At 53.6% G+C, this 20,630-nt stretch carries 18 protein-coding genes; 10 read left to right on the top strand and 8 right to left on the bottom strand.

Annotation, left to right across the window (positions count from 1 at the left end):
* The first annotated feature begins 50 nt into the window (after positions 1-50).
* The 4 genes from odhB to TALK_RS14455 all read left to right on the top strand — a co-directional run bounded on the left by odhB (position 51) and on the right by TALK_RS14455 (position 4,337).
* Positions 51-1,310 (top strand): 2-oxoglutarate dehydrogenase complex dihydrolipoyllysine-residue succinyltransferase, encoded by a 1,260-nt coding sequence (gene odhB / locus TALK_RS14440; protein WP_085619833.1) that lies wholly within the window; start codon positions 51-53, stop codon positions 1,308-1,310.
* 24 nt (positions 1,311-1,334) lie between these two features.
* Positions 1,335-2,741 carry a dihydrolipoyl dehydrogenase gene (gene lpdA / locus TALK_RS14445; protein ID WP_085619834.1) on the top strand — a complete coding sequence of 469 codons (1,407 nt, stop codon included), beginning with the start codon at positions 1,335-1,337 and terminating at the stop codon, positions 2,739-2,741.
* 138 nt (positions 2,742-2,879) lie between these two features.
* Positions 2,880-3,326, top strand: a complete 447-nt coding sequence (locus TALK_RS14450) for a methylglyoxal synthase (RefSeq protein ID WP_085619835.1) — start codon at positions 2,880-2,882, stop codon at positions 3,324-3,326.
* Between the two features lie 84 nt (positions 3,327-3,410).
* On the top strand, positions 3,411-4,337 hold the full coding sequence (locus tag TALK_RS14455) for an AEC family transporter (protein ID WP_085619836.1): 927 nt from the start codon (positions 3,411-3,413) through the stop codon (positions 4,335-4,337).
* Here TALK_RS14455 and TALK_RS14460 read toward each other — a convergent pair.
* The 4 genes from TALK_RS14460 to TALK_RS14475 all read right to left on the bottom strand — a co-directional run bounded on the left by TALK_RS14460 (position 4,263) and on the right by TALK_RS14475 (position 7,705).
* Positions 4,263-5,087, bottom strand: a complete 825-nt coding sequence (locus TALK_RS14460; RefSeq protein WP_085619837.1) for an RluA family pseudouridine synthase — start codon at positions 5,085-5,087, stop codon at positions 4,263-4,265. The two genes, TALK_RS14455 and TALK_RS14460, sit on opposite strands and share 75 nt — an antisense overlap.
* A gap of 216 nt (positions 5,088-5,303) precedes the next feature.
* Positions 5,304-6,191 (bottom strand): 23S rRNA (adenine(2030)-N(6))-methyltransferase RlmJ, encoded by an 888-nt coding sequence (locus TALK_RS14465; protein WP_085619838.1) that lies wholly within the window; start codon positions 6,189-6,191, stop codon positions 5,304-5,306.
* Between the two features lie 6 nt (positions 6,192-6,197).
* Complete coding sequence (locus tag TALK_RS14470; protein ID WP_245829927.1) at positions 6,198-6,875, bottom strand: pseudouridine synthase; 678 nt, start codon at positions 6,873-6,875, stop codon at positions 6,198-6,200.
* A 95-nt stretch (positions 6,876-6,970) separates the two neighbouring features.
* Entirely contained in the window at positions 6,971-7,705 is a 735-nt protein-coding gene (locus TALK_RS14475; RefSeq protein ID WP_085619890.1) for an SIMPL domain-containing protein, read from the bottom strand.
* 246 nt (positions 7,706-7,951) lie between these two features.
* Here TALK_RS14475 and TALK_RS14480 point away from each other — a divergent pair, with 246 nt between their 5' ends.
* Complete coding sequence (locus tag TALK_RS14480) at positions 7,952-8,626, top strand: D-lyxose/D-mannose family sugar isomerase (RefSeq protein ID WP_085619839.1); 675 nt, start codon at positions 7,952-7,954, stop codon at positions 8,624-8,626.
* Between the two features lie 142 nt (positions 8,627-8,768).
* On the opposite strand, the gene TALK_RS14485 is transcribed toward TALK_RS14480, so the two are convergent.
* The gene (locus TALK_RS14485) at positions 8,769-9,737 is read right to left on the bottom strand and encodes a TPR end-of-group domain-containing protein (protein WP_085619840.1); all 969 of its coding nucleotides are present in this window, start codon (positions 9,735-9,737) and stop codon (positions 8,769-8,771) included.
* Positions 9,738-9,887: 150 nt separating this feature from the next.
* Between TALK_RS14485 and TALK_RS14490 the strand changes: the two genes are divergently transcribed.
* The 3 genes from TALK_RS14490 (at position 9,888) to TALK_RS14500 (ending at position 12,613) form a co-directional block, all read left to right on the top strand.
* Entirely contained in the window at positions 9,888-10,979 is a 1,092-nt protein-coding gene (locus TALK_RS14490) for a GGDEF domain-containing protein (protein WP_085619841.1), read from the top strand.
* A gap of 111 nt (positions 10,980-11,090) precedes the next feature.
* Entirely contained in the window at positions 11,091-12,275 is a 1,185-nt protein-coding gene (locus TALK_RS14495) for a BaiN/RdsA family NAD(P)/FAD-dependent oxidoreductase (RefSeq protein WP_085619842.1), read from the top strand.
* A 152-nt stretch (positions 12,276-12,427) separates the two neighbouring features.
* A complete protein-coding gene (locus tag TALK_RS14500) occupies positions 12,428-12,613 on the top strand; it encodes a PLD nuclease N-terminal domain-containing protein (protein ID WP_085619843.1) in 186 nt (61 codons plus the stop codon).
* Between the two features lie 56 nt (positions 12,614-12,669).
* Here the strand turns inward: TALK_RS14500 and TALK_RS14505 are convergent, their stop codons facing one another.
* Complete coding sequence (locus TALK_RS14505) at positions 12,670-14,436, bottom strand: TRAP transporter permease (protein ID WP_085619844.1); 1,767 nt, start codon at positions 14,434-14,436, stop codon at positions 12,670-12,672.
* A gap of 83 nt (positions 14,437-14,519) precedes the next feature.
* Positions 14,520-15,482: a TAXI family TRAP transporter solute-binding subunit gene (locus tag TALK_RS14510; protein ID WP_245829929.1), complete on the bottom strand. Its 963-nt coding sequence runs from the start codon at positions 15,480-15,482 to the stop codon at positions 14,520-14,522.
* Positions 15,483-15,924: 442 nt separating this feature from the next.
* Here TALK_RS14510 and TALK_RS14515 point away from each other — a divergent pair, with 442 nt between their 5' ends.
* Together TALK_RS14515 and TALK_RS14520 are read left to right on the top strand one after the other, a co-directional pair.
* Positions 15,925-17,310, top strand: coding sequence for an MFS transporter (locus TALK_RS14515; RefSeq protein WP_245829931.1), 1,386 nt, complete (start codon positions 15,925-15,927; stop codon positions 17,308-17,310).
* A gap of 213 nt (positions 17,311-17,523) precedes the next feature.
* Positions 17,524-19,716 (top strand): malate synthase G, encoded by a 2,193-nt coding sequence (locus tag TALK_RS14520; RefSeq protein ID WP_085619846.1) that lies wholly within the window; start codon positions 17,524-17,526, stop codon positions 19,714-19,716.
* Between the two features lie 113 nt (positions 19,717-19,829).
* Here TALK_RS14520 and map read toward each other — a convergent pair whose 3' ends face one another.
* Positions 19,830-20,579 carry a type I methionyl aminopeptidase gene (gene map, locus TALK_RS14525; RefSeq protein WP_085619847.1) on the bottom strand — a complete coding sequence of 250 codons (750 nt, stop codon included), beginning with the start codon at positions 20,577-20,579 and terminating at the stop codon, positions 19,830-19,832.
* Positions 20,580-20,630 lie beyond the last annotated feature (51 nt).

Raw genomic sequence — 20,630 nt, forward strand, 5'->3', positions numbered from 1 at the left:
CGCATTCAGACATACCCACACTGTCTGATTGAAAAACGGTCGAGGAAAAAATGGCGACTGAAGTTAAAGTTCCCGCACTGGGCGAGTCTGTTACCGAAGCAACGATTGCAAAATGGTACAAAAAAGTCGGTGATGCTGTTGCTGCCGATGAACCAATTGTCGAACTCGAAACCGACAAAGTCACCGTCGAAGTCAACGCCCCGGTTTCCGGCGCGATTGCCGAGCTGATCGTTGCCGAAGGCGACGAAGTTGAAGTCGGCGCCCTGATCGCCATGATCACCGAAGGTGCCGCAGGCACGACTGCTGCTGCGGCTCCGGCCAAAGAAGAAGCCCCGGCACCAAAAGCAGCAGCCACACCGGCGGCTGCTCCGGCCAAAGCTGCTCCGGCGGCGGCGACCACAGCCAATACCGATCATCCGTTGCCGCCTGCTGTGCGCAAACTGGTCGAAGATAATAATCTTGATCCGGCCGCCATTCCGGCAACCGGCAAAGACGGCCGCCTGACCAAGGGCGACGTGATGGATTATCTTGCTGGTGGCAAACCGGCACCGCGTGCCGCTGCACCGGTTGCTGCGGCCCCGGCAGCGCCGAAACCAGAGCGCGACCTGCGCGACGGTGAAGAACGCGTCAAAATGTCCAAGCTGCGCCAGACCATCGCGCGCCGCCTGAAAGAAGCCCAGAACACTGCGGCCATGCTGACCACTTATAACGAAGTGGACATGACCAACCTTCTGGCATGCCGGAACAAATACAAAGACGGTTTCGAGAAAAAGCACGGTGTAAAGCTTGGCTTTATGTCGTTCTTTATCAAAGCGTGCACCACGGCCCTTAATGAATGGCCGGCAGTGAATGCTGAAATCGATGGCACCAGCTTCATCTACAAAAACTACTGCGATATCGGCGTTGCCGTTGGTACTCCGCAGGGTCTTGTGGTTCCGGTGATCCGTTCTGCCGAAAAGAAAAACTTTGCTGAACTCGAAAGCACCATTGTTGATTTCGGCAAACGTGCCCGTGACGGCAAACTTGGCATGGACGAAATGACCGGCGGCTCCTTCACCATCTCGAACGGTGGTGTCTTTGGGTCGCTTCTGTCATCCCCGATCCTCAATGCGCCGCAGTCCGGTATCCTCGGCATGCACAAAACCCAGATGCGCCCGGTCGCAATCGACGGCAAAGTCGAAATTCGTCCGATGATGTATCTGGCTCTGTCCTATGACCACCGTGTCATTGATGGCCGCGAAGCGGTTTCGTTCCTGGTACGCGTCAAGGAATGCATCGAGAACCCAGAACGCATTCTGCTCGACATCTGATCAGACAAAAGGATCACAGAACTCATGAGTGAGAACTACGACGTTGTCGTGATCGGTGGCGGCCCTGGCGGTTATGTTTGCGCCATCCGCGCCGCACAGCTTGGTCTTAAGGTTGCCTGCGTTGAAAAACGCGGCACCCTTGGCGGTACCTGCCTTAATGTCGGCTGCATTCCGTCCAAGGCATTGCTGCATTCCTCGCACCTGTTCGAGGAAGCCGAAAAACATTTTGATACCCATGGCATCGAAGTCAGCAAACCCAAGGTCAATCTTGAAAAGATGATGGCCCGCAAGGACAAGGTTGTTGACAGTAATGTTAAGGGCATCGAATTCCTGTTCAAAAAGAACAAGGTAACCTATGTCAAAGGTGCTGGCGAAATCACGTCGGCAACCACGGTCAAGGTTGCCCTTCTTGATGGCGGCGAAGAAACCATCACTGCCAAGAACATCGTGATCGCCACGGGTTCGGAAGTCACCCCATTGCCGGGTGTCGAGATCGACGAGAAAAACATCGTCTCCTCGACCGGTGGTCTGGTTCTTTCGAAAGTGCCGAAAAAGATGGTTGTCATCGGTGCCGGTGTTATCGGTCTGGAATTGGGTTCGGTTTGGCGTCGTCTTGGTGCCGAAGTCACCGTGATCGAATTCCTGGATCGCATTCTGCCGGGTATGGATGGCGAACTGGTCAAACAGACCCAGCGCATCTTTGCCAAACAGGGGCTCAACTTCAAACTGGGCCATAAAGTTACCGGTGCAAAATCGACCAAGTCCGGCGTGACCCTGACGGTTGAACCGTCCAAAGGCGGCGATGCCGAGGAAATCAAGGCAGACGTCGTTCTGGTGGCCATCGGTCGTCGTCCGTTTGTCACCGGCCTTGGTCTTGACAAAGCGGGTGTCGAACTTGACGAACGCGGTCGGGTTAAAACCGACGAGCACTTCCAGACCAACGTACAGGGCATCTTTGCCATCGGCGATGCAATCGTCGGTCCGATGCTGGCCCACAAAGCCGAAGAAGATGGCGTTGCCCTTGCTGAAATGCTGGCTGGCGAAGCAGGCCATGTCGATTACGACAAGGTCCCGGGTGTTGTTTACACCTGGCCGGAAGTTGCATCTGTTGGCAAAACCGAAGAGCAGCTGAAGGAAGAAGGCGTTGACTATAAAGTTGGCAAATTCCCCTTCACCGCCAATGGTCGCGCCAAAGCAATGGAAAGCACCGAAGGCTTTGTCAAAATCCTTGAAGACAAGAAAACGCTCCGTGTTGTCGGCGCGCATATTGTCGGCCCGGCTGCTGGCGATCTGATTGCCGAAGTGGTTCTGGCGATGGAATACGGCGCATCCGCCGAAGACATCGCACGCACCTGCCACGCCCATCCCTGCCTTGGCGAAGCTGTCAAGGAAGCGGCAATGGACGCGGACAAACGCGCAATCCACATGTAATATTATCCGTCATCGGATAATCGAAACGGTCGTCCCGATGGGACGGCCGTTTTATTTTGTATGATGATTAAATAAGCCCTGCCAGATACGGGCTTATTTTGTATGATGATTTAGAATTCCAGCCAGAGGATCGCATCAATGACTTTATCGATCGGACTTGTTGCCCATGATCGCCGCAAACGTGAAATGGCCGACTGGCTGGCAACCCACAAGGCACAATTCGCCGGTAGCCGGATTTTTGCGACCGGCACCACCGGTCGCGTGCTTCAGGAACGCTTCCCCGATCTTGATATTGTCGCGCTTAAAAGCGGGCCTTTTGGCGGCGATCAGCAATTGGGTTCGATGATTGCCCATGGTGAATTACAGGCCATGTTCTTTTTCACCGATCCGATGACACCTCAACCCCATGACGTTGATGTCCGCGCCCTGATCCGGCTGGCCAATATGTATGAAGTGCCGATTGCGTGTAATCGCAGCACCGCAGACCTTTTGATCAGCAATCCAAAATTCGAAGAAATCTGCGAAGAATATCGCGGCCATTCCCCGGAACAGGTTTTTGCCGACTACCAAAACCGCAAACTCTGAGGATCCGGTTATTTAGCCCCCTCAGCCCCCCATCGCCCGCCCCATTGGCTTTGACCGTCATCCTGACAAAACGGCGACCACCCCATGCAACTTGCTTATGACCTGATCGCTGCCATCTTCCCGATCTTTGCCGCCATTCTTGTCGGTGCGGCGCTGAAACGCTATCTGATCACCGGGTCCGATATCTGGGCCGGAATTGATCGGCTAACATATTACCTGTTGTTGCCGTCGCTTCTGATGGTGGAAATCTATCGGGCCGATTTCAGTTCCGGCCACGCGGGTACTGCGGTGACGATAACACTTGCCGCGACCCTTGGTCTGGCTGCCGCCCTGTTATTGCTGCGCCCTCTGATCACACGCAACACGCCGCTTTTCACATCCATCTTTCAGGGATCAGTACGTTACAACAGCTATGTCTTGCTGGCCGTTGCCGATGCGCTTTATGGCAGCGATGGCTTGGCGCTGGCGATTGTCTTTGTTGCGATTATGGTGATTGTGACCAATATGCTCGGTGTTATCGTGCTCAATGCCTTTGCCGGGGGCACAGGCAGCTTTAAACGCATCCTGATGGGGCTTGCCAAAAACCCGATCATTATTGCTGCGGGGGCGGGTGCCATCCTGAATATCAGCAATATTCACGTGCCCCTGCCGATTGAAAATACCGCCGCCCTGTTTAAAACTGCGGCCTTGCCGCTCAGCCTGTTATCGGTCGGGGCCGGTCTTCGCTTTGTCCTTGATAAACAGGCGCTTGGTGCAATTGCACTGTCCACGTCCATCAAGCTGGCCGTGCTGCCGTTCATCACCGGCATTGCCCTGCATCTTGCCGGAATTGACGGTATGGTCCTGGCGATGGGTGTGCTTTACGCCGGAATGCCCTGCGCGGGGAATGCCTATATTCTGGCACGACAGCTCAAAGGTGACGCCGAAGCCATGGCCTCAATCGTCACTATCGAGACTCTCCTGTCCGCTTTCAGCGTCTCCGTCATCGCCGCTATACTGAGCATCAATTGACGCCGCATGCAGGGCAAAGTCCCCGTCATAGCCGCATGCCTCTAAACCCGGCCGCATTAATTCCGGCGGCGGAGCATCAACCACCACCGGATCACGATCTGCATGGAATGGTATGATGATTTGCCGTGACAGCAACATCAAGGTCGGTGGTGCGCCAAAAATCGGCGCTTCATCGCCCCGACCATAGAACGGATCACCGATCACCGGGTGCCCGATATGATCCAGATGCACACGCAGCTGATGCGTGCGCCCTGTATGCGGCGTTAAGGCCAGCCATGTGATATCGCCACCATCCGCATCCTTACCACGCCCCAGCACCTGATATTCGGTTTTCGATGGCTGCCCGTCTTCATGCACCAGCATGCGCCAGCCGCTTTTATCATTGGTCTTGCCAATCGGCGCATCGATAAAGCCATGTTCGTCGGCCATCGCACCGCGCACCACTGCCCAATAGGTTTTGCTGATCAACTTTTCCGTAAACAGGCGAGTGATCTTTTTTGATGATTTCGGATGACGGCACAGTAACAGGCATCCCGCCGTATCGCGATCCAACCGGTGTGCAAGTGTTGGCTCGGGCTGAATGCCAAACTTCAGGTCCGGCAAATAGGCATCGACGTGGAAATAGGTTTTTGGCCCGCCATGCGACGCCAATCCGGGCGGCTTGTTTAAAACGATGACGTTTGAATCGCGATGCAAAACATGGGCGATCAGGTCTTCGGCAATCGGATGGAGCATGAAACGGCCTTTCATTGTTGGGCCTGCTTTACCCTAAAGCCCGCCGCATCGCAATGCGTGACGGGGCCTGCACATGAAAACACAGAACCCCAGCCTAACCAACATACGAACCTTGTTTGTCGCCATCACGACCCCGGCAAGGATCAACAACCCAAATCCCAATGTAAAAAGGCCCCTGACATCAACACGATGTCAGGGGCCTTTTGTTTTACGACAGGCTTTCGGCGCCAGTTACTGCGACGGTACGAGCCACTGAGTCCGATGCGTTGCCGGGCCGGGCAGTTTCACCGCATCACACAACCATTGGCCGATTTCATCAAATTGTTGATCGAACCCGTATGGCGGATTGATGATCAACAACCCGGTGCCGCGCATGCGCCCTTTGGCACCGCCCTGATTGGTCGACAGTTCCGCGCACAGCACGCCGCCCTTGGCCTTGATCTGGGTAAAGTTTTCGCGCAATTCAGCATCAAACCCCGCCTCAAGGATCGGATACCACAGCATGAACATGCCATTTTCCCAGCGTTCCCAAGCACGCTTGATTGAACTTGCCGCTTTTTGGTAATCCTGTTTGACGTCATAACTTGGATCCATCAGGACAAGCCCGCGACGAATGGCGGGCGGCATCATACCAACCAACCCTTCGTAACCATCACGTTTATGCAGGTGAATACGCGGGTCGCGTTCAACACTGTATTCCAGCAAATCATATTCACGCGGATGCAATTCCATCAGGATCATTTCATCATGATCGCGCAAAACTTCGCGCATGATAAAGGGCGATCCGGGATAAAACGGGCCGGTTAGATTATCATCTTCAAACACGCCATAATCCCGCCCCTTGGCGATTGGATCAAAGGCTGCGATCTGATCAAGGAAAGGCTGCATTTGTTTGGGTGGATTGGCTTTTTGCTGCACCGCTGCGATGCCGTTTTTCCATTCGCCGGTCTTGGCCGATTGCTTGCTGCCAAGATCGTACCATCCTGATCCGGCATGGGTATCGATCACACAAAATGGTTTTTCCTTTGTGCACAGATAATCAAGGATGATCCGCATGGCAGCATGCTTGTGAACATCAGCAAAATTACCTGCGTGAAAGCCGTGCAAATAGCTCAGCATTTGCCTTTATCCTTTTGGTGTGCGCGGCTTGCCACCGCGCGGCTGTTTATATTTGCGTGATTTTTGTAGCTGCGCAGGCCGCACGACATTATCACCGTTTCCCGGTTTTCGGTCCTGGGGTTTGCGATCCTGTACTTTGCGCAACGGCGTGATGCGCAGCGGGCCCGGTTCCGGGGCAGAAACCTCAATCGCGCGCCAATTACCCGGCACCAAATCATCAAGCGTCCAATCCCCAATAGAATAGCGGATCAACCGCAAGGTCGGAAACCCCACCGCCGCCGTCATGCGCCGAACTTGCCGATTGCGGCCTTCGGTGATGCTAAGTTCAATCCAGCTTGTCGGGACGGATTTGCGAAACCGCACCGGGGGATCGCGTGGCCACAGATTTTCCGGTTCGTCCATCAGACGCACCTTCGCCGGGCGGGTCATATCGTCTTTCAGCTCAACCCCATTGCGAAGGGCGTCCAAGGCTGCATCCGTCGGTTCGCCTTCGACCTGAACCCAATAGGTTTTCGGTTTTTTGAATTTCGGATGGGCGATCTCGGCATTAAGCGGCCCGTTATCGGTCAGCAGCAGTAATCCTTCGCTGTCACGGTCCAAACGCCCGGCGGCATAGACGCCGGGCTGATTGATATAATCAGCCAAAGTCGCCCGACCGTTTTCACGATCGGTAAACTGAGTCAAAACGCCATACGGCTTATTAAAAAGGATCAGCTGCACCATGGGGCGCATAGAAGCATTTTTATCGCGCAAGTCAACCGGGCAAGCGATATCCCTGATCAATCCTCGATCAGATATTCCATGGTCGTGACGACGCGCACGGTTTTATTGATCTGCTGGCTTTCCATCATATTAGGCGCGCCATCCGCCGGAAGAATTTGAAACAATCCCTGGGTTGCGCGGCGAATACCACCCAAATGCCCCCCGGAATCAATGGCAAATTGTTGTGCACTTTCACGCGCATTCGCCGTGGCCGCCGCGATCATTTGCGGTTTGATGTCGTTAAGCTTCGTGAACATAAAGCTTGGCCCGGGGTTATAGCCCTGTCCGCCCAAAACGATGCCACCCTGCAACAGTTTGCCGATATCCTGAGTTGCCGCGACAATCGCATCGACATTATCGGTCCGCACCTGGATCGTCTGGCTGACGATATACCGGCTTTCAATCGGGCCCGAACGATAGGATTGCGCCAGTTGATCGGTCACCTGCAAGCTTTGAAGTTCGGTCATGTCCTTGGTAATGCCGTGTGTGTCAAGAAACGCCAGAAGGGCCGTGGTATCGCTTTCGATCTTGGCCTGCGCATTTTGCAGCACATCATCGGTTGCAACATAGGTAATCGGCCAAACCGCACGATCCGCGATCACATCGCGTTCGGCCAACCCCTTGACCGTGACAAAACGATCAAGAGCGCGCATATCCGACAAACCCTTGCCGACCAACCAACCGGCTCCGGCGATACCGGCACTGACCACCAAGGCGGCGATAAATTTTGCAAAACCCGAAGAAGACGACATGCCGATGTTTCCCTGATTATTGTTGCTTGGCTGAACATAGAATTTTTGTATTTGAAAGTTTATCAGACGCAACAATATCGACAAAATCAGGGCCGTCATTTCAGATCGAAACTGAACGAAATACTCCATGATTGAATGCATTCAAATTCAGTCGCATTCAAAGACCTATCATGTTAAAAGCCTGCAACGCCTGCGCATCGCGCGGCCAAATCATTTTAAACATGCACAAGTTTTACGAGGTCGTCCATGCGCCGTTCCGATATCAATGCACATATCACGCATGCCAAGGAACTGTTCGAATCCATTTCCTTTAAGTTACCTTTTTGGGGGCATTATTCCCCGGCGCAATGGGACGAAAACCCCGATCTTGCAAAATGGTGCCGAACCCATCAGATGGGCTGGGATGTTACCGATTACGGCGAAGGCGATTTTGCAAAACGCGGCCTGATCCTGTTTTGCCTGCGCAATGGTATTCTGCGCCAGCCGGGCGAAGTGCCCTATGCCGAAAAAATCATGATTGTCGGTGAAAATCAGGAATGCCCTTGGCACTACCACAAAGTCAAAATGGAAGACATCATTGTACGCGGTGGCGGCAATCTGGTGATTGAACTGTGTAACCTGACCGATGATGGCAAAATGGATATGGTCAATGATGTTCATGTCCGAACCGATGGCAAGCTCAATATTCTGCCCGCTGGTGGCAAAGTTGTGCTTGAAGCCGGACAAAGCGTGACATTGCCACGCACCCTTGTGCATCGTTTTTACGGTGAAGAAGGCAAGGGCCCGGTTATCGTTGGCGAAGTTTCACAGGTCAATGACGACCTTGCTGATAACTTCTTCTTTGATTGCGATGCCCGGTTCAGCGAGATTGAGAACGACGTTGCGCCGATCCATCCGCTTTGGAACGAACTGGCCAGTTAACCCGACCTGACGGTTTGATGATCTCCCCCCCGGCGATCCATATTGCCGGGGGTTTTTCGTACAGCCACACCATTCAAAACGAGCAAAAACCACCCCCATTTTCCGGATAATTACGGGTGATCTATTCACCAGGTGATGGGGGCTAGCTTGGGGGCTGGGCCGGGTTATAATTTGGTGCCCGATCCTGACCACCCAGAATTTCCTCAAACTCCTTCAAATCACGAAGCGGTTCAAACTCAACCTCGGTCCAGGCCGGTTGGCGCATGGCATCGGAAAGGGCGACCGCACGCTGCAAATCAGCAAGAGCAGCTTCCTTGTAACCAAGACCGGCATTGGCACAGGCGCGCTGGTAATAGCCATTGGCATTATCAGGGGCCTCGGCCAGAAGCCGGTTACACAGGCTAAGCGCCCAATCGCGATCCCCCAGTTGCAGGGCGGCATCGGCCTTATAGGCCATGACTTCCGGATCGCCCGGTGACAGTTCAAGAATCTGGTCGTAGATCTCGATCTTGGAGCGCGGATTGGTTACCTTATCGGCCTGCAGCCAAAAAGCATGGATGGCTTGGGTGCGTTCAATTTCATGCTGATGATCGTTGATCATCATGCTTTTTTCGCGCAATTCGTCCTCTAGCGTGCTCAGACGGACCTCAAATTCGCCAGCCAGACGGCGCAATTCGGTATCCGCAAGATTTCGAACACTTGATTTCAGCTCCCGCAAAGACTGCCAACCCAGCATGGTCAGCAACGCACCAACGGCCGCCACAAAATAGAAGAAATAAGTCACCGTGTTCGAAGAATAGGAAATTGCCTTGTCGATTGCTTCAAGCTGACGATTGACAACTTCGCGCAACAATTCAGCACGCATCCCCTGCATTTCCGTACGCAGAGACTTCAGTTCGTCCAAAACATAACGTTCCATCAGGGGCGGAAAATTAGTCCGTTCCACCGGATCAAGCGGGCGATAATCAACCGGTGGAAAAGCATCGCTTGATGTGTTCTCGGTTTTTTCAGAAACAGCCCCCATACCCTCCTGTGCCGTGACCGGTGGTGCAATCAACACAACCATTGTCATGAACACCAAAGTGGCGAACTGCTTGAACCGTAACGTCATATCGCGCTGTATCCCTGTATCGATTTTATTTTCTGTCGGGTTCCTTATGAACCAAATTCAATCATGATCCAAATCAACGTTATTCTTGGACTGTAACGATATATTGCCACTACCCAAACATACATTTTTTGGAAATTCGCACAGGTATTCATGGTTGACTACGCCACCAGCCCGGATAAGGCACAGGAGTTGTCAAAAACCGCGCTCGCCCTAATGGCCGAGCTGGGCGTTGTTGCGCATCCCAACAATTTCACGATCTTTTACAATTACCTGTCCGGAGAGAAACCCGACCTGCGGCAAACGATTGATATCCTGCGCAGCAATCATCGCGAATTTGACGAATTGCAATGCCGCGATCTGTTTGCGCGCTTTTTTGACAATGTGCGCGAACGCGAAATCGTTTCCCAGATATCCGAAGACCTGCGCATTCAACTGACATCCATTCTGGAAACCGTCCGCAATGCCGGGATTGATACCCGGGCCTATGGTCTGGCGCTGGATCATTTTTGTGAATATATCGGCGACAAGGATTTCAACAATCTTGAACAGGCGTTAACCACGCTTTTGGGCGCCACACGCGAGATTGAAGACGTAAACCACATCCTTGAAACCCGTCTTGATCATACGTCGAGCGAAATTTCAAAACTGCGCCAGGACCTTGAAGACATGAAGCGCGAGGCAATGACCGACGCGCTCACCGGGATTGCCAATCGCAAGGCATTTGACCTGCAATTGCGTGATGCCGCCATGCAATCGATGGAATCGGGTAAACCGCTGAGCTTGCTGTTGATCGATATTGATCACTTCAAGACTTTTAACGATACCCATGGCCATCAGGCCGGGGATCAGGTCATCCGCCTGATGGCGCAAACCCTGCAACAAAATGTCAAAGGCCGCGATACCGCCGCACGTTATGGCGGCGAGGAATTCGCCGTCATCCTGCCAAAGACCGGCCTTGGCTGTGCCCGTCAATTGGCCGAACATATCCGGCACAACATTGAAACCCGCAAGGTCGTCAGCCGCAGCCGTCATCAGGAACTGGGCCAGGTCACCGTATCGATCGGCGCCAGTACATTTGAACTCGGTGAACCGTTGGGGCGTTTTATCGAACGGGCCGACAAGGCACTTTATCTTGCCAAGGCAAGGGGCCGCAATCAGGTTGCAACCGAACGTCAAATCACCGAGGACGACACATCCTCACCGGCAAGCCAACCCGGCATCGACAAGCAACGTTACGCCTGAGACATCCCTCGCAAACATTTCATGACGCCAACAACCACGGACAAACGCTGACAGAGTGCCATTTTGTTCGTATAAGGCAGGTCTGTTTCCCCAAGAGATTGGCCTTGTTGCGTGAAGAAGATTGATGTCCTTGTAATCGGCGCCGGTGCCGCCGGTCTGATGTGTGCGATTGAAGCCGGCAAGCGCGGCCGATCCGTCGTGGTTGTTGACCATTCCGAAAAACCGGCCGAAAAAATCCGGATTTCCGGTGGCGGGCGCTGCAACTTCACCAATTTGCATGCCAGCCCGGAAAACTTCCTGTCACAAAACAAACGGTTCTGTGTTTCGGCACTCAAACGTTACACCCAGTATGATTTCCTTGAACTGGTGAATCACTATAACATTGCCTGGCACGAAAAAACGCTGGGCCAGCTGTTTTGCGATGACTCATCCTTTCAGATCATTGATATGCTGCTTGATGAATGCGACGCGGCAGATGTCGAGCTGCGCATGAATACCGAAATCAGCAATATCATCAAACGCGATGATGACGGGTTTGATGTGACGACGCGCACCGGCGCACAATGGACCTGCCAATCACTTGTCGTGGCCTGCGGTGGTTTGTCGATCCCGAAAATCGGCGCAACCGGTTTTGGCTATCAGATTGCCCGTCAATTCGGGATTGATATTGTGCCCACACGCGCGGCCCTTGTGCCATTGACCTTTGATCCCGACACGCGGGCCGATCTGGGCCAGCTTTCAGGTATTTCGGTTGATGCAATTGTTCAATGCAACAAAAAGCAGTTCCGGGAAGGCTTGCTGTTTACCCATCGCGGCCTAAGCGGCCCATCGATCCTGCAAATTTCGTCCTATTGGGATGAAGGCGATGCGATCACCGTCAACCTTAATCCCGAAGAAGACGCGTTTGACGTTCTAAAATCGGCCAAATCTGAAAACCCGAAACAAGCGGTGCATAATGTGCTGTCGCGTATCCTGCCCAACCGTCTGGCGCAAATGATTACGGCCCGCCATGGCCTTGACCGCCCGATTGGCGAAACTGGCGACAAGGCCCTGCGCGCCCTTGCCACTGACGTCAATCAATGGTCGGTCATGCCACAGGGATCCGAAGGATACCGCACGGCCGAGGTCACGATTGGCGGGGTCGATACCAATGCACTGTCATCAAAAACCATGGAATGTCGCGATGTGCCCGGCCTTTATTTCATCGGCGAGGTCGTCGATGTTACCGGCCATCTTGGCGGTTTCAATTTCCAATGGGCTTGGTCATCAGGCTGGTCCGCCGGACAGGTCGCCTAAAACATATTCCGTGTCGGCCACAATCCAGACACAGGTCGATCCCATATTGTGAAAACAATTTATCCGGGAACAACTTTCGATCCCAATCGTTTGGGTCATAGGAATACCGAATGGAATGAATGTCTTTTGACACATAAAAACGAGGTTGGGTTATGCTTGAATATGGTGGAATTCTTGGACTGATCATTCTGATTGCCGATATCTGGGCAATCATCAATGTAATGGGCAGCGGTGCCAGCACCGGATCAAAAGTCCTGTGGACGGTTTTGATTCTGGTCCTGCCGGTTCTTGGTCTGATTATCTGGTTCTTTGCCGGGCCGCGAAGTGGCCGGGTTTAACCCGATGCATAAACAAAAAATGGCCGACGTGAAAATCGTCGGCCATTTTTTTATCTTTAGAACCCCACCGCAAAAATTGCGATCATGCCTATCGTAACCAATCCGATCCGGGTCACAATGTGCCGGGGTGAAATAATGCCATAGGAAATCGCCGTCAGACCGACCGCGACCTTAAGCCCGGCGGCAATCGCCCAAAGCGGATGCCCCCCAAGATCAATCAGTGATCCGTTCGCCACCATCGCCAGTGGCACAATATAAAGCCCAATGCCAAGCGCCATTGCGGTGCCCGCAACCTTAAGCCAGTTTTCCTCGACCATGCCAGCGGCGATAAACACCGCCCCGCAAACTGGCGGGGTAATGGTCGAAAGCAAGGCAAACCAGAACACAAATAAATGCGCCTGAAGCGGATCAAGCCCCAGTTCAATCAAGGCAGGCCCGGCAACCGAAACACAAATCACATAGGCCGCGGTGGTCGGAACTTCCATACCAAGAATAAGGCACGCCAACGCAGTTAACAGCAATGCTGGCCAAAGCATCCCACCCGACCCGGACAACAAAAGCGATGTGATCTTAACTCCAAGCCCGGTCAGGCCCAGAACCCCGATCACAATGGATGCACATAAGATAATCGAAGCAATCATCGATACCTGTCGGCCTGCACTAAGACAAACCTCGGTAAAACGTTCACCTGTGCGCTTAAGGTCAAACTGCAATCTACCGTCAAAAAACAGCAAGACCGCCCCGGCCAACATCGCCAGACAGGCGGCATATTGCGGTGTATATCCACCGCCAAACATGCCCCATAACAAAACACCAAACGGCACAAGGAAGAAGGCCGATGTCACAATCACCGCACGTGTATCAGGCCGATCGTGTTCGGGGACACCCGGCAGGTCATATCGCTGGGCAAAAGCATTAATCCCGACCCAAACGGCCAGGAAATACAGGGTCGCGGGCAAGATTGCCGCAACCATGATATCGACATAGGGACGCCCGGTCAGTTCAACCATGACAAAGGCACCCGCCCCCATCAAAGGCGGCATGATCTGTCCGCCCGACGATGCAACCGCTTCAACCGCCGCCGCCAGACGTTTGGGATAGCCAAGCTTGGTCATCGCCGGAAGAGTAATCGCCCCGGTGGAGGCCACATTGGCCGATGCCGACCCGGAAATCGATCCAAACAAGGCAGAGGAAATCACCGAAACCTTGGCCGCACCACCGCGCAAACGGCCCGCCGCCGCACCGGCAACATTCATAAAGCCCTGACCGGCTTCGCCCGCGTTAAGTATCGCGCCAAAGATCACAAAGATCGCAACGATACTAACCGAAACACCGGTCAAACTGCCCCAAAGGCCGCCTTCGGCAATCGTCAGAGTGCCCAACATGCTTTCAAGTGGCAGTCCGGCATGGCCAAATTCGCCGGGAACCCATTCGCCGTAAAACCCGTAAAGCAGTGCAATTGTCGCCACCATCGGCAAGGGCCAGCCAATCGCACGGCGCGCCATTTCAAGAACAATGAGTAAAAGAGCAAAGGATATTGCGATCTGCATATTGCCGATCAGGAACCCGTATTGGTCGCCCAGCATGCTGTGATTGATCGCCACCCACAAACATGCACCAAGTCCGATCACCGTCAGGATCAGTCCGCTGATCTTTTGCAGGGGTGTTTTGGCAACAAAAACCAACGCCCATGGCAAGGCCAGCGCCATATGCAGCGGCCGGCTGATCAGATTGGGCACAAGCCCGGAAAAAATCAGCCAAAGATGAAAACCGATGGAAACCGCGCCAAGCGCAATCCAGAAGGGCCGGGAAACAGCAGACATTGTCATCCTGAACGTCAGTCTCAGATAAAGAACGGCCCGGCTGGGATTGCCGGGCCTGTCATCAACACTATTTCGATCTGCGATTAACGCTGATCATCGCCAACCGGAAAACCGGATTCGGCATAAAAACGCAGTGCACCGGGATGGATTTTGCCTTTGATATTAACAAGCATGTCCTGGGTAACACCCTTCCACCATGCGGCATTTGCGCCCATTTTCGATTTCTGATCCCAATAGGTTTTGGTCAACTGATAGGCGGTTTCATCATCCATCTGGGTCGTCGCATAGGCAACAACGGACAAGGATGAAGTCCGGATATCACTGTCCTGACCATTATAAGTACCGGCCGGGATCACCGTCAGATCGCGTTTGGTTTTGGCAAGTTCGTCATCAGAAAGCGACAGAACGGTCACATCGGTTCCCGCTGCGGCTTCGATCACATTCGGCGCAGGCCAGGAACCGGCCGTTACAAACCCGTCAATCTGACCGTTTTTAAGGGCGGCAACCGCGTTAGAAAGTTCAGCCTCGGCCAATTTAACCGTATCGGTCAAACCAAACAGACCAAGATATTTCTCGCCTTCCTTGGCGCCAAACGATCCCTTGCCCAGCAAAATGGTTTTGCCCGCAAGACCGGCAAAATCGGTAACACCCGCATCGGCACGCATAACAAAATGCATGGTCAGCGATGGAATCGGGAACAGGGCACGGATTTCGTTGAATTTTTCGGTCGGGCGCCCTTCAAAGGCCCCCTTGCCAGCCTGTGCCAAGCCAATCAGGGCGGGCGGGCTGGTGAAAACGTAATTGCCCGGACGCACCGATGCTTCCATCACGTTCTGGACGGATCCCTGACTTTCTTCGACGGTCACAATGATGTTGCCATCCGTGCCGGTTTTCATGGCTTCGGCGAATTGGGCGGCCATCTGATAGTAAGATGAAGCTGCCTTGGCCGATTTCAGAGTCACACGGGTTTCTGCCTGTGCGGCAGTCACGGATGAAAAGGCAATGATACCGGTCGCAATCGCGCCGATTGTACGAAGAATTTTCAAGGTTTCCTCCCCTTGCTGGTCCCGAACGCCGGTCGGTTTGCAATTACCGAACTTGGATGCGGATCGGGCCATTGGTGGCGATCAACGCAAAAACCCGCCTCTTTTCCGGCTGATTTTGGCAAATTGTATCCAATTGAAAATCATAGAGCCCATCGGGCACGCCAAGGTCAAGCCGGTTATTTGCAAAACCTGACTTTGCACTGCCGAGTTTCACGCAATTTTACATAGCAGTTGCGCAAAACCCGTGCTATTCGCGGCAGAGCTTTGGTTCTAAAGCAATCTGCGCATTTCACGGGAACATTATAGTTACCGCAACGTTCGATCCGTCAGATGCCCCTTACATGCCACAACGCCTTTCGTATCAGCACCTTGTAAAGATTGACAGGGTTCCAGACCTTTGCGCAGGGTAGTGCCTGTAACGCCATACCACCGCGAGGATTCGATGCCGCGTTCGCCGGTTGCCCTACTTATTGCATTGTCTGCAACACTGTTTGCAGCCTTCACGCTTAATACCGGGGCATCCTTGCAATCCTCGTTGCTGGCACTGCGTGCCTCGGCCGAGGGATTTGCACCGATTTATACCGGTATCATCATGGCATCCTATTATGCCGGTTTTATCGGCGGCATCATCTGGGGCGCCGGGCTTGTGAACCGGGTTGGTCATATCCGCACCTTTGCGGCCCTGGCATCGACCGGGTCGGCAATTACACTTTTACATGCCGTTTTTGTCGATCCCCTGACATGGTCTTTGTTCCGCGCGATGACCGGTCTGTGCGTTTCGGCACTTTATCTGGTGATTGAAAGCTGGCTGAACGAACAGGTCGACAACAAGTCACGCGGCAGCATGATTGCCGCCTATATGACCGTATCGCTGGCCGGGTTGGCGATTGGGCAGTTGTTATTGAATGTTTCCCCGATTCGCAGTTTTGAACTGTTTACACTTGCATCGGTTCTTTTGTCTTTGTCTCTGGTGCCAATTGCCCTGACACGGCAACCACCGCCCGCCGCCGTCAGTGGCGAACGCATGAAGTTCCGCCGCTTGTATAGTATTTCCCCACTTGGCTTTGTTGCCGCCGCTGGCAGCGGGTTCCTGTCTGGCGCCATTTACGGTGTTGGACCAATCTTTGCCGCCGAACTTGGCCTTGCAACCAATGACGTTGCCAGTTTCATGGCCTTTGTCATTTTTGGCGGCATGATCATGCAGTGGCCGATTGGCCGCCTTTCCGACATTGTCCCGCGCCAATACGTGATGATTGCCGTGTTAATCGGCCTTGCGATCAGCGGGGCCTTTCCCCTGATCGCACCGGAAATTGTCCGCAATAACCTGACCATCTGGGGCGGTATCATTGGCGTGTTCATCATGCCGATTTACGGCCTGTCGGTTGCCTATGTGAACGACTACCTTGAACCGGATCAGATCGTATCAGCATCGGGTGGTCTTTTGATCATTTACGGGGCCACTGCGGCAACCGGGCCAATCATCGGGTCACTTGCCATTGGCCATTTCGGACCATGGGCCATGCCGGTACTGTTTTCGATTGTCGGCGTATTGGTCGGAAGCTTTGCGATATATCGCGCAGGCTTTGGCCGTAGCATCACAATCGCGGAACAGGGGCATTTCGTTGCCGTGCCGCGGACAACCCCTATGGCACTTGAAATGTCCCCGATCACGGATGACATTATCGAAGAGACTGATGGCAGTGAATCTGTTGCGAGTGATCGGGCTGGTGATATTGCCCATCCAGAAACAGAAACCCGTGACGCGCAAACCAGCGATATGATGAATATCAACGCAGGCATCACAGACCCGAACGACAACAAACGCTAGGGTCAGGACCTATAACCACACAGTGCTACACCTGTATGACAGCGCGCAGCACTGAATTTACCGGCTTCGGGATTGTTTCCACAATATGGAAAACATCCCATAAATTTGAAACCGCCTGTGGACCCGGCCCGCATCCAGCCCATATGTTGTGACAAACATATGCGTCCGGTCACATCCGGCCTTGCGCAAGACCCAAGCCTGTCGAGAGGAAATATGACCCAACGCATCAAAAAAGGCGGCCTTCAGATCGCAACGGTTCTGCATGATCTGATTGCCAACGAAATCATCCCCGGCACCGGTCTTTCGGCCGATCAGTTCTGGGCATCGTTTGAAAAGCTGGTGACCGAGCTGGGTCCACGTAACCAGGCATTGCTGGCAAAGCGCGACGAATTGCAGGCCAAAATCGACGATTGGCATTTATCGCGTCAGGATCAGGCCCGTGACCCGGTTGCCTATAAGGAATTCCTGACCGAGATTGGCTATCTCCTGCCCGAGGGCGAAGACTTTTATATTTCGACCACCAATGTCGATCCCGAAGTCGCCCGCGTTGCCGGTCCGCAGCTTGTTGTGCCGGTGATGAATGCACGTTATGCCCTGAACGCTGCAAATGCGCGCTGGGGCAGCCTGTATGACGCACTCTATGGCACCGATGTCATCGGTGACGAAGACGGCAAGGAAAAGACCGCAGGCTTTAACGCCAAGCGCGGGGCTGCGGTTGTTGCCTATGCCGCTAAATTCCTTGATCAGGCAACGCCACTTGCCAATGGCAATCATGCCGACGTCACCAAATACGAAGTTCGCGAAGATGGTTCTGGCTGGTGGACACTGGTTGTGACCCTTTCGGACGGATCTGAAACCTCGCTTGCACAGCCGTCGCAATTCATCGGTTATAATGAAAAAGACGGTGCACTTTCAGAAATCTTGCTGCGCAATCATGGCCTGCATCTCGAAATTCGGATTGATCCATCCCACCCGATTGGCAAAACCCATGCCGCGGGCGTTTGTGATGTGATCATGGAATCCGCCCTGACAACCATTCAGGATTGCGAAGATTCCGTCGCCGCCGTCGATGCCGAGGACAAAGTTGTTGTCTATCGCAACTGGCTTGGCCTGATGAAAGGTACGCTTTCCGAAAGCTTCGAGAAAGGTGGCAAGACAGTCACGCGCCGTCTGAACCCGGACCGGACCTATCAGGGGTTTGATGGCAATGATGTTGTCCTGCCCGGACGCAGCCTGATGCTGGTGCGCAATGTCGGCCATCTGATGACATCCGATGCCATCCTTGATGCCAAAGGCAACGAAGTGCCCGAAGGTTTCATGGATGCGATGATCACCGGGTTGATCGCCAAGCATGACGTCGAAGGCAAGAACGAGCTTTCAAATTCCCGTCATGGCAGCGTCTATATCGTTAAACCGAAAATGCACGGTCCCGAAGAAGTCCAGTTGACCAACGATCTGTTTGCCTTTGTCGAAAAGACAATCGAGGTGCCAGAAAACACCCTTAAGGTTGGCATCATGGACGAGGAACGCCGCACAACGGTGAACCTTAAGGAATGCATCCGTGCAGCACAGGAGCGTGTTGTTTTCATCAACACCGGGTTCCTTGATCGAACTGGCGATGAAATCCACACCAGCATGGAAGCAGGCCCGGTCGTTCGCAAGGAAGCGATGAAAGACCAGTACTGGATTTCAGCCTATGAAAACTGGAATGTCGATGTCGGCCTTGAATGCGGCATGAAAGGCATTGCCCAGATTGGCAAAGGCATGTGGGCCAAACCGGACCGTATGGCCGAAATGATGACCGCCAAAATCGGCCATCCAAAAGCCGGGGCAAATTGCGCATGGGTTCCATCGCCAACCGCCGCGACCTTGCATGCCATGCATTATCATCAGATTGATGTTCGTGCGGTTCAGGACGAAATCGGCAAGCGTGACCGCGCCAGCCTTGATGATATCCTGTCGATCCCGCGCCTTGGCGACATCAACCCGATGCCAAGCGAAATCCAGGCTGAACTTGATAACAACGCCCAAGGCATCCTTGGCTATGTTGTTCGCTGGATCGATAGCGGGGTTGGCTGTTCCAAAGTACCCGACATTAATAATGTCGGCCTGATGGAAGACCGGGCAACACTTCGTATTTCCAGCCAGCACATTGCCAACTGGCTCCATCACGGGCTTTGCAGCAAAGAACAAGTGATGGAAACCATGAAGCGCATGGCCGCCATCGTTGACAAACAAAACGAAGGCGATCCGGAATACCGCAACATGGCCCCGAATTTCGATGACAGCGTTGCCTTTGCCGCGGCCTGTGATCTGGTGTTCAAGGGTCGCGAACAGCCAAACGGCTATACCGAACCGGTTCTGCATGCACGCCGCCGCGAAGCCAAGGCCCGATACGGCGCCTGATTGCCCGCAAGGCATGTGGCATCAAACCATGAATCAAAAGGCCGTCCGGATGGTTTCGGACGGCCTTTTCATATTTGGAGATGCGGCGCGCTATAAAAACGCGGATCCACGATCTAGGCGCTCAGGGTCATGATCTCGTGGCCGCGCGGTGTTACCACAAGGGTATGTTCGTATTGCACCGTGGGCGCACCGGTATCGGCAAGAAGCGTCCAACCATCCTCGCCCTCAAGCGCCCAATTCGCGCCATAGGACAGGAACGGTTCAATCGTGATCACCTGCCCCTTTTTAAGGGACCGCCGTTCCTGTGGGTCATCCCATGTCGGGATGGTATGGGGATGTTCGTGCAATGATTTTCCAATGCCATGACTGGCAAGGTTTTTAATCAGGCTATAACCACCCTTGTTGGCAAAATTTTCGATCCGAAGCCCAATTTCACGGATCGGGGCCTTGTCGCGCACAACCTTGATCCCCGCCCACATTGCCTTTTTGCCATCAAAACACAGCTTTTCGATTTCCGGGCGCGGCGTTCCGACAATAAAACTGGCTCCAGTATCGGAAAAATAGCCCTCGAGTGAGGCTGAAACATCGATGTTGATCAAATCACCATCGGCCAGAACCCGATCACCGGGAATGCCATGGGCAACTTCTTCGTTCACACTGATGCAGGTTGCCCCGGGAAAATCATACTGACTTTCGGGTGCAGATATCGCCCCAGCATCTGCAAGGATTTTGCGGCCAATGGCATCAAGTTCAGCAGTTGTTATGCCAACAACTGCTGCCGCACCCATCACATCGCGGGCGCGCGCGCAAATCCGTCCAATACGGCGCAAATGTTCCAGTTCGGTTTCTGATGAAATGGTCATGTTTTGCTTAATGCGCAGCAATGCCCGCCAAGTCAAGTATTTGAGTACCCA

Origin of the sequence: Thalassospira alkalitolerans, from assembly GCF_002115745.1 — a bacterium.
Classification (GTDB): Bacteria; Pseudomonadota; Alphaproteobacteria; order Rhodospirillales; family Thalassospiraceae; genus Thalassospira; species Thalassospira alkalitolerans.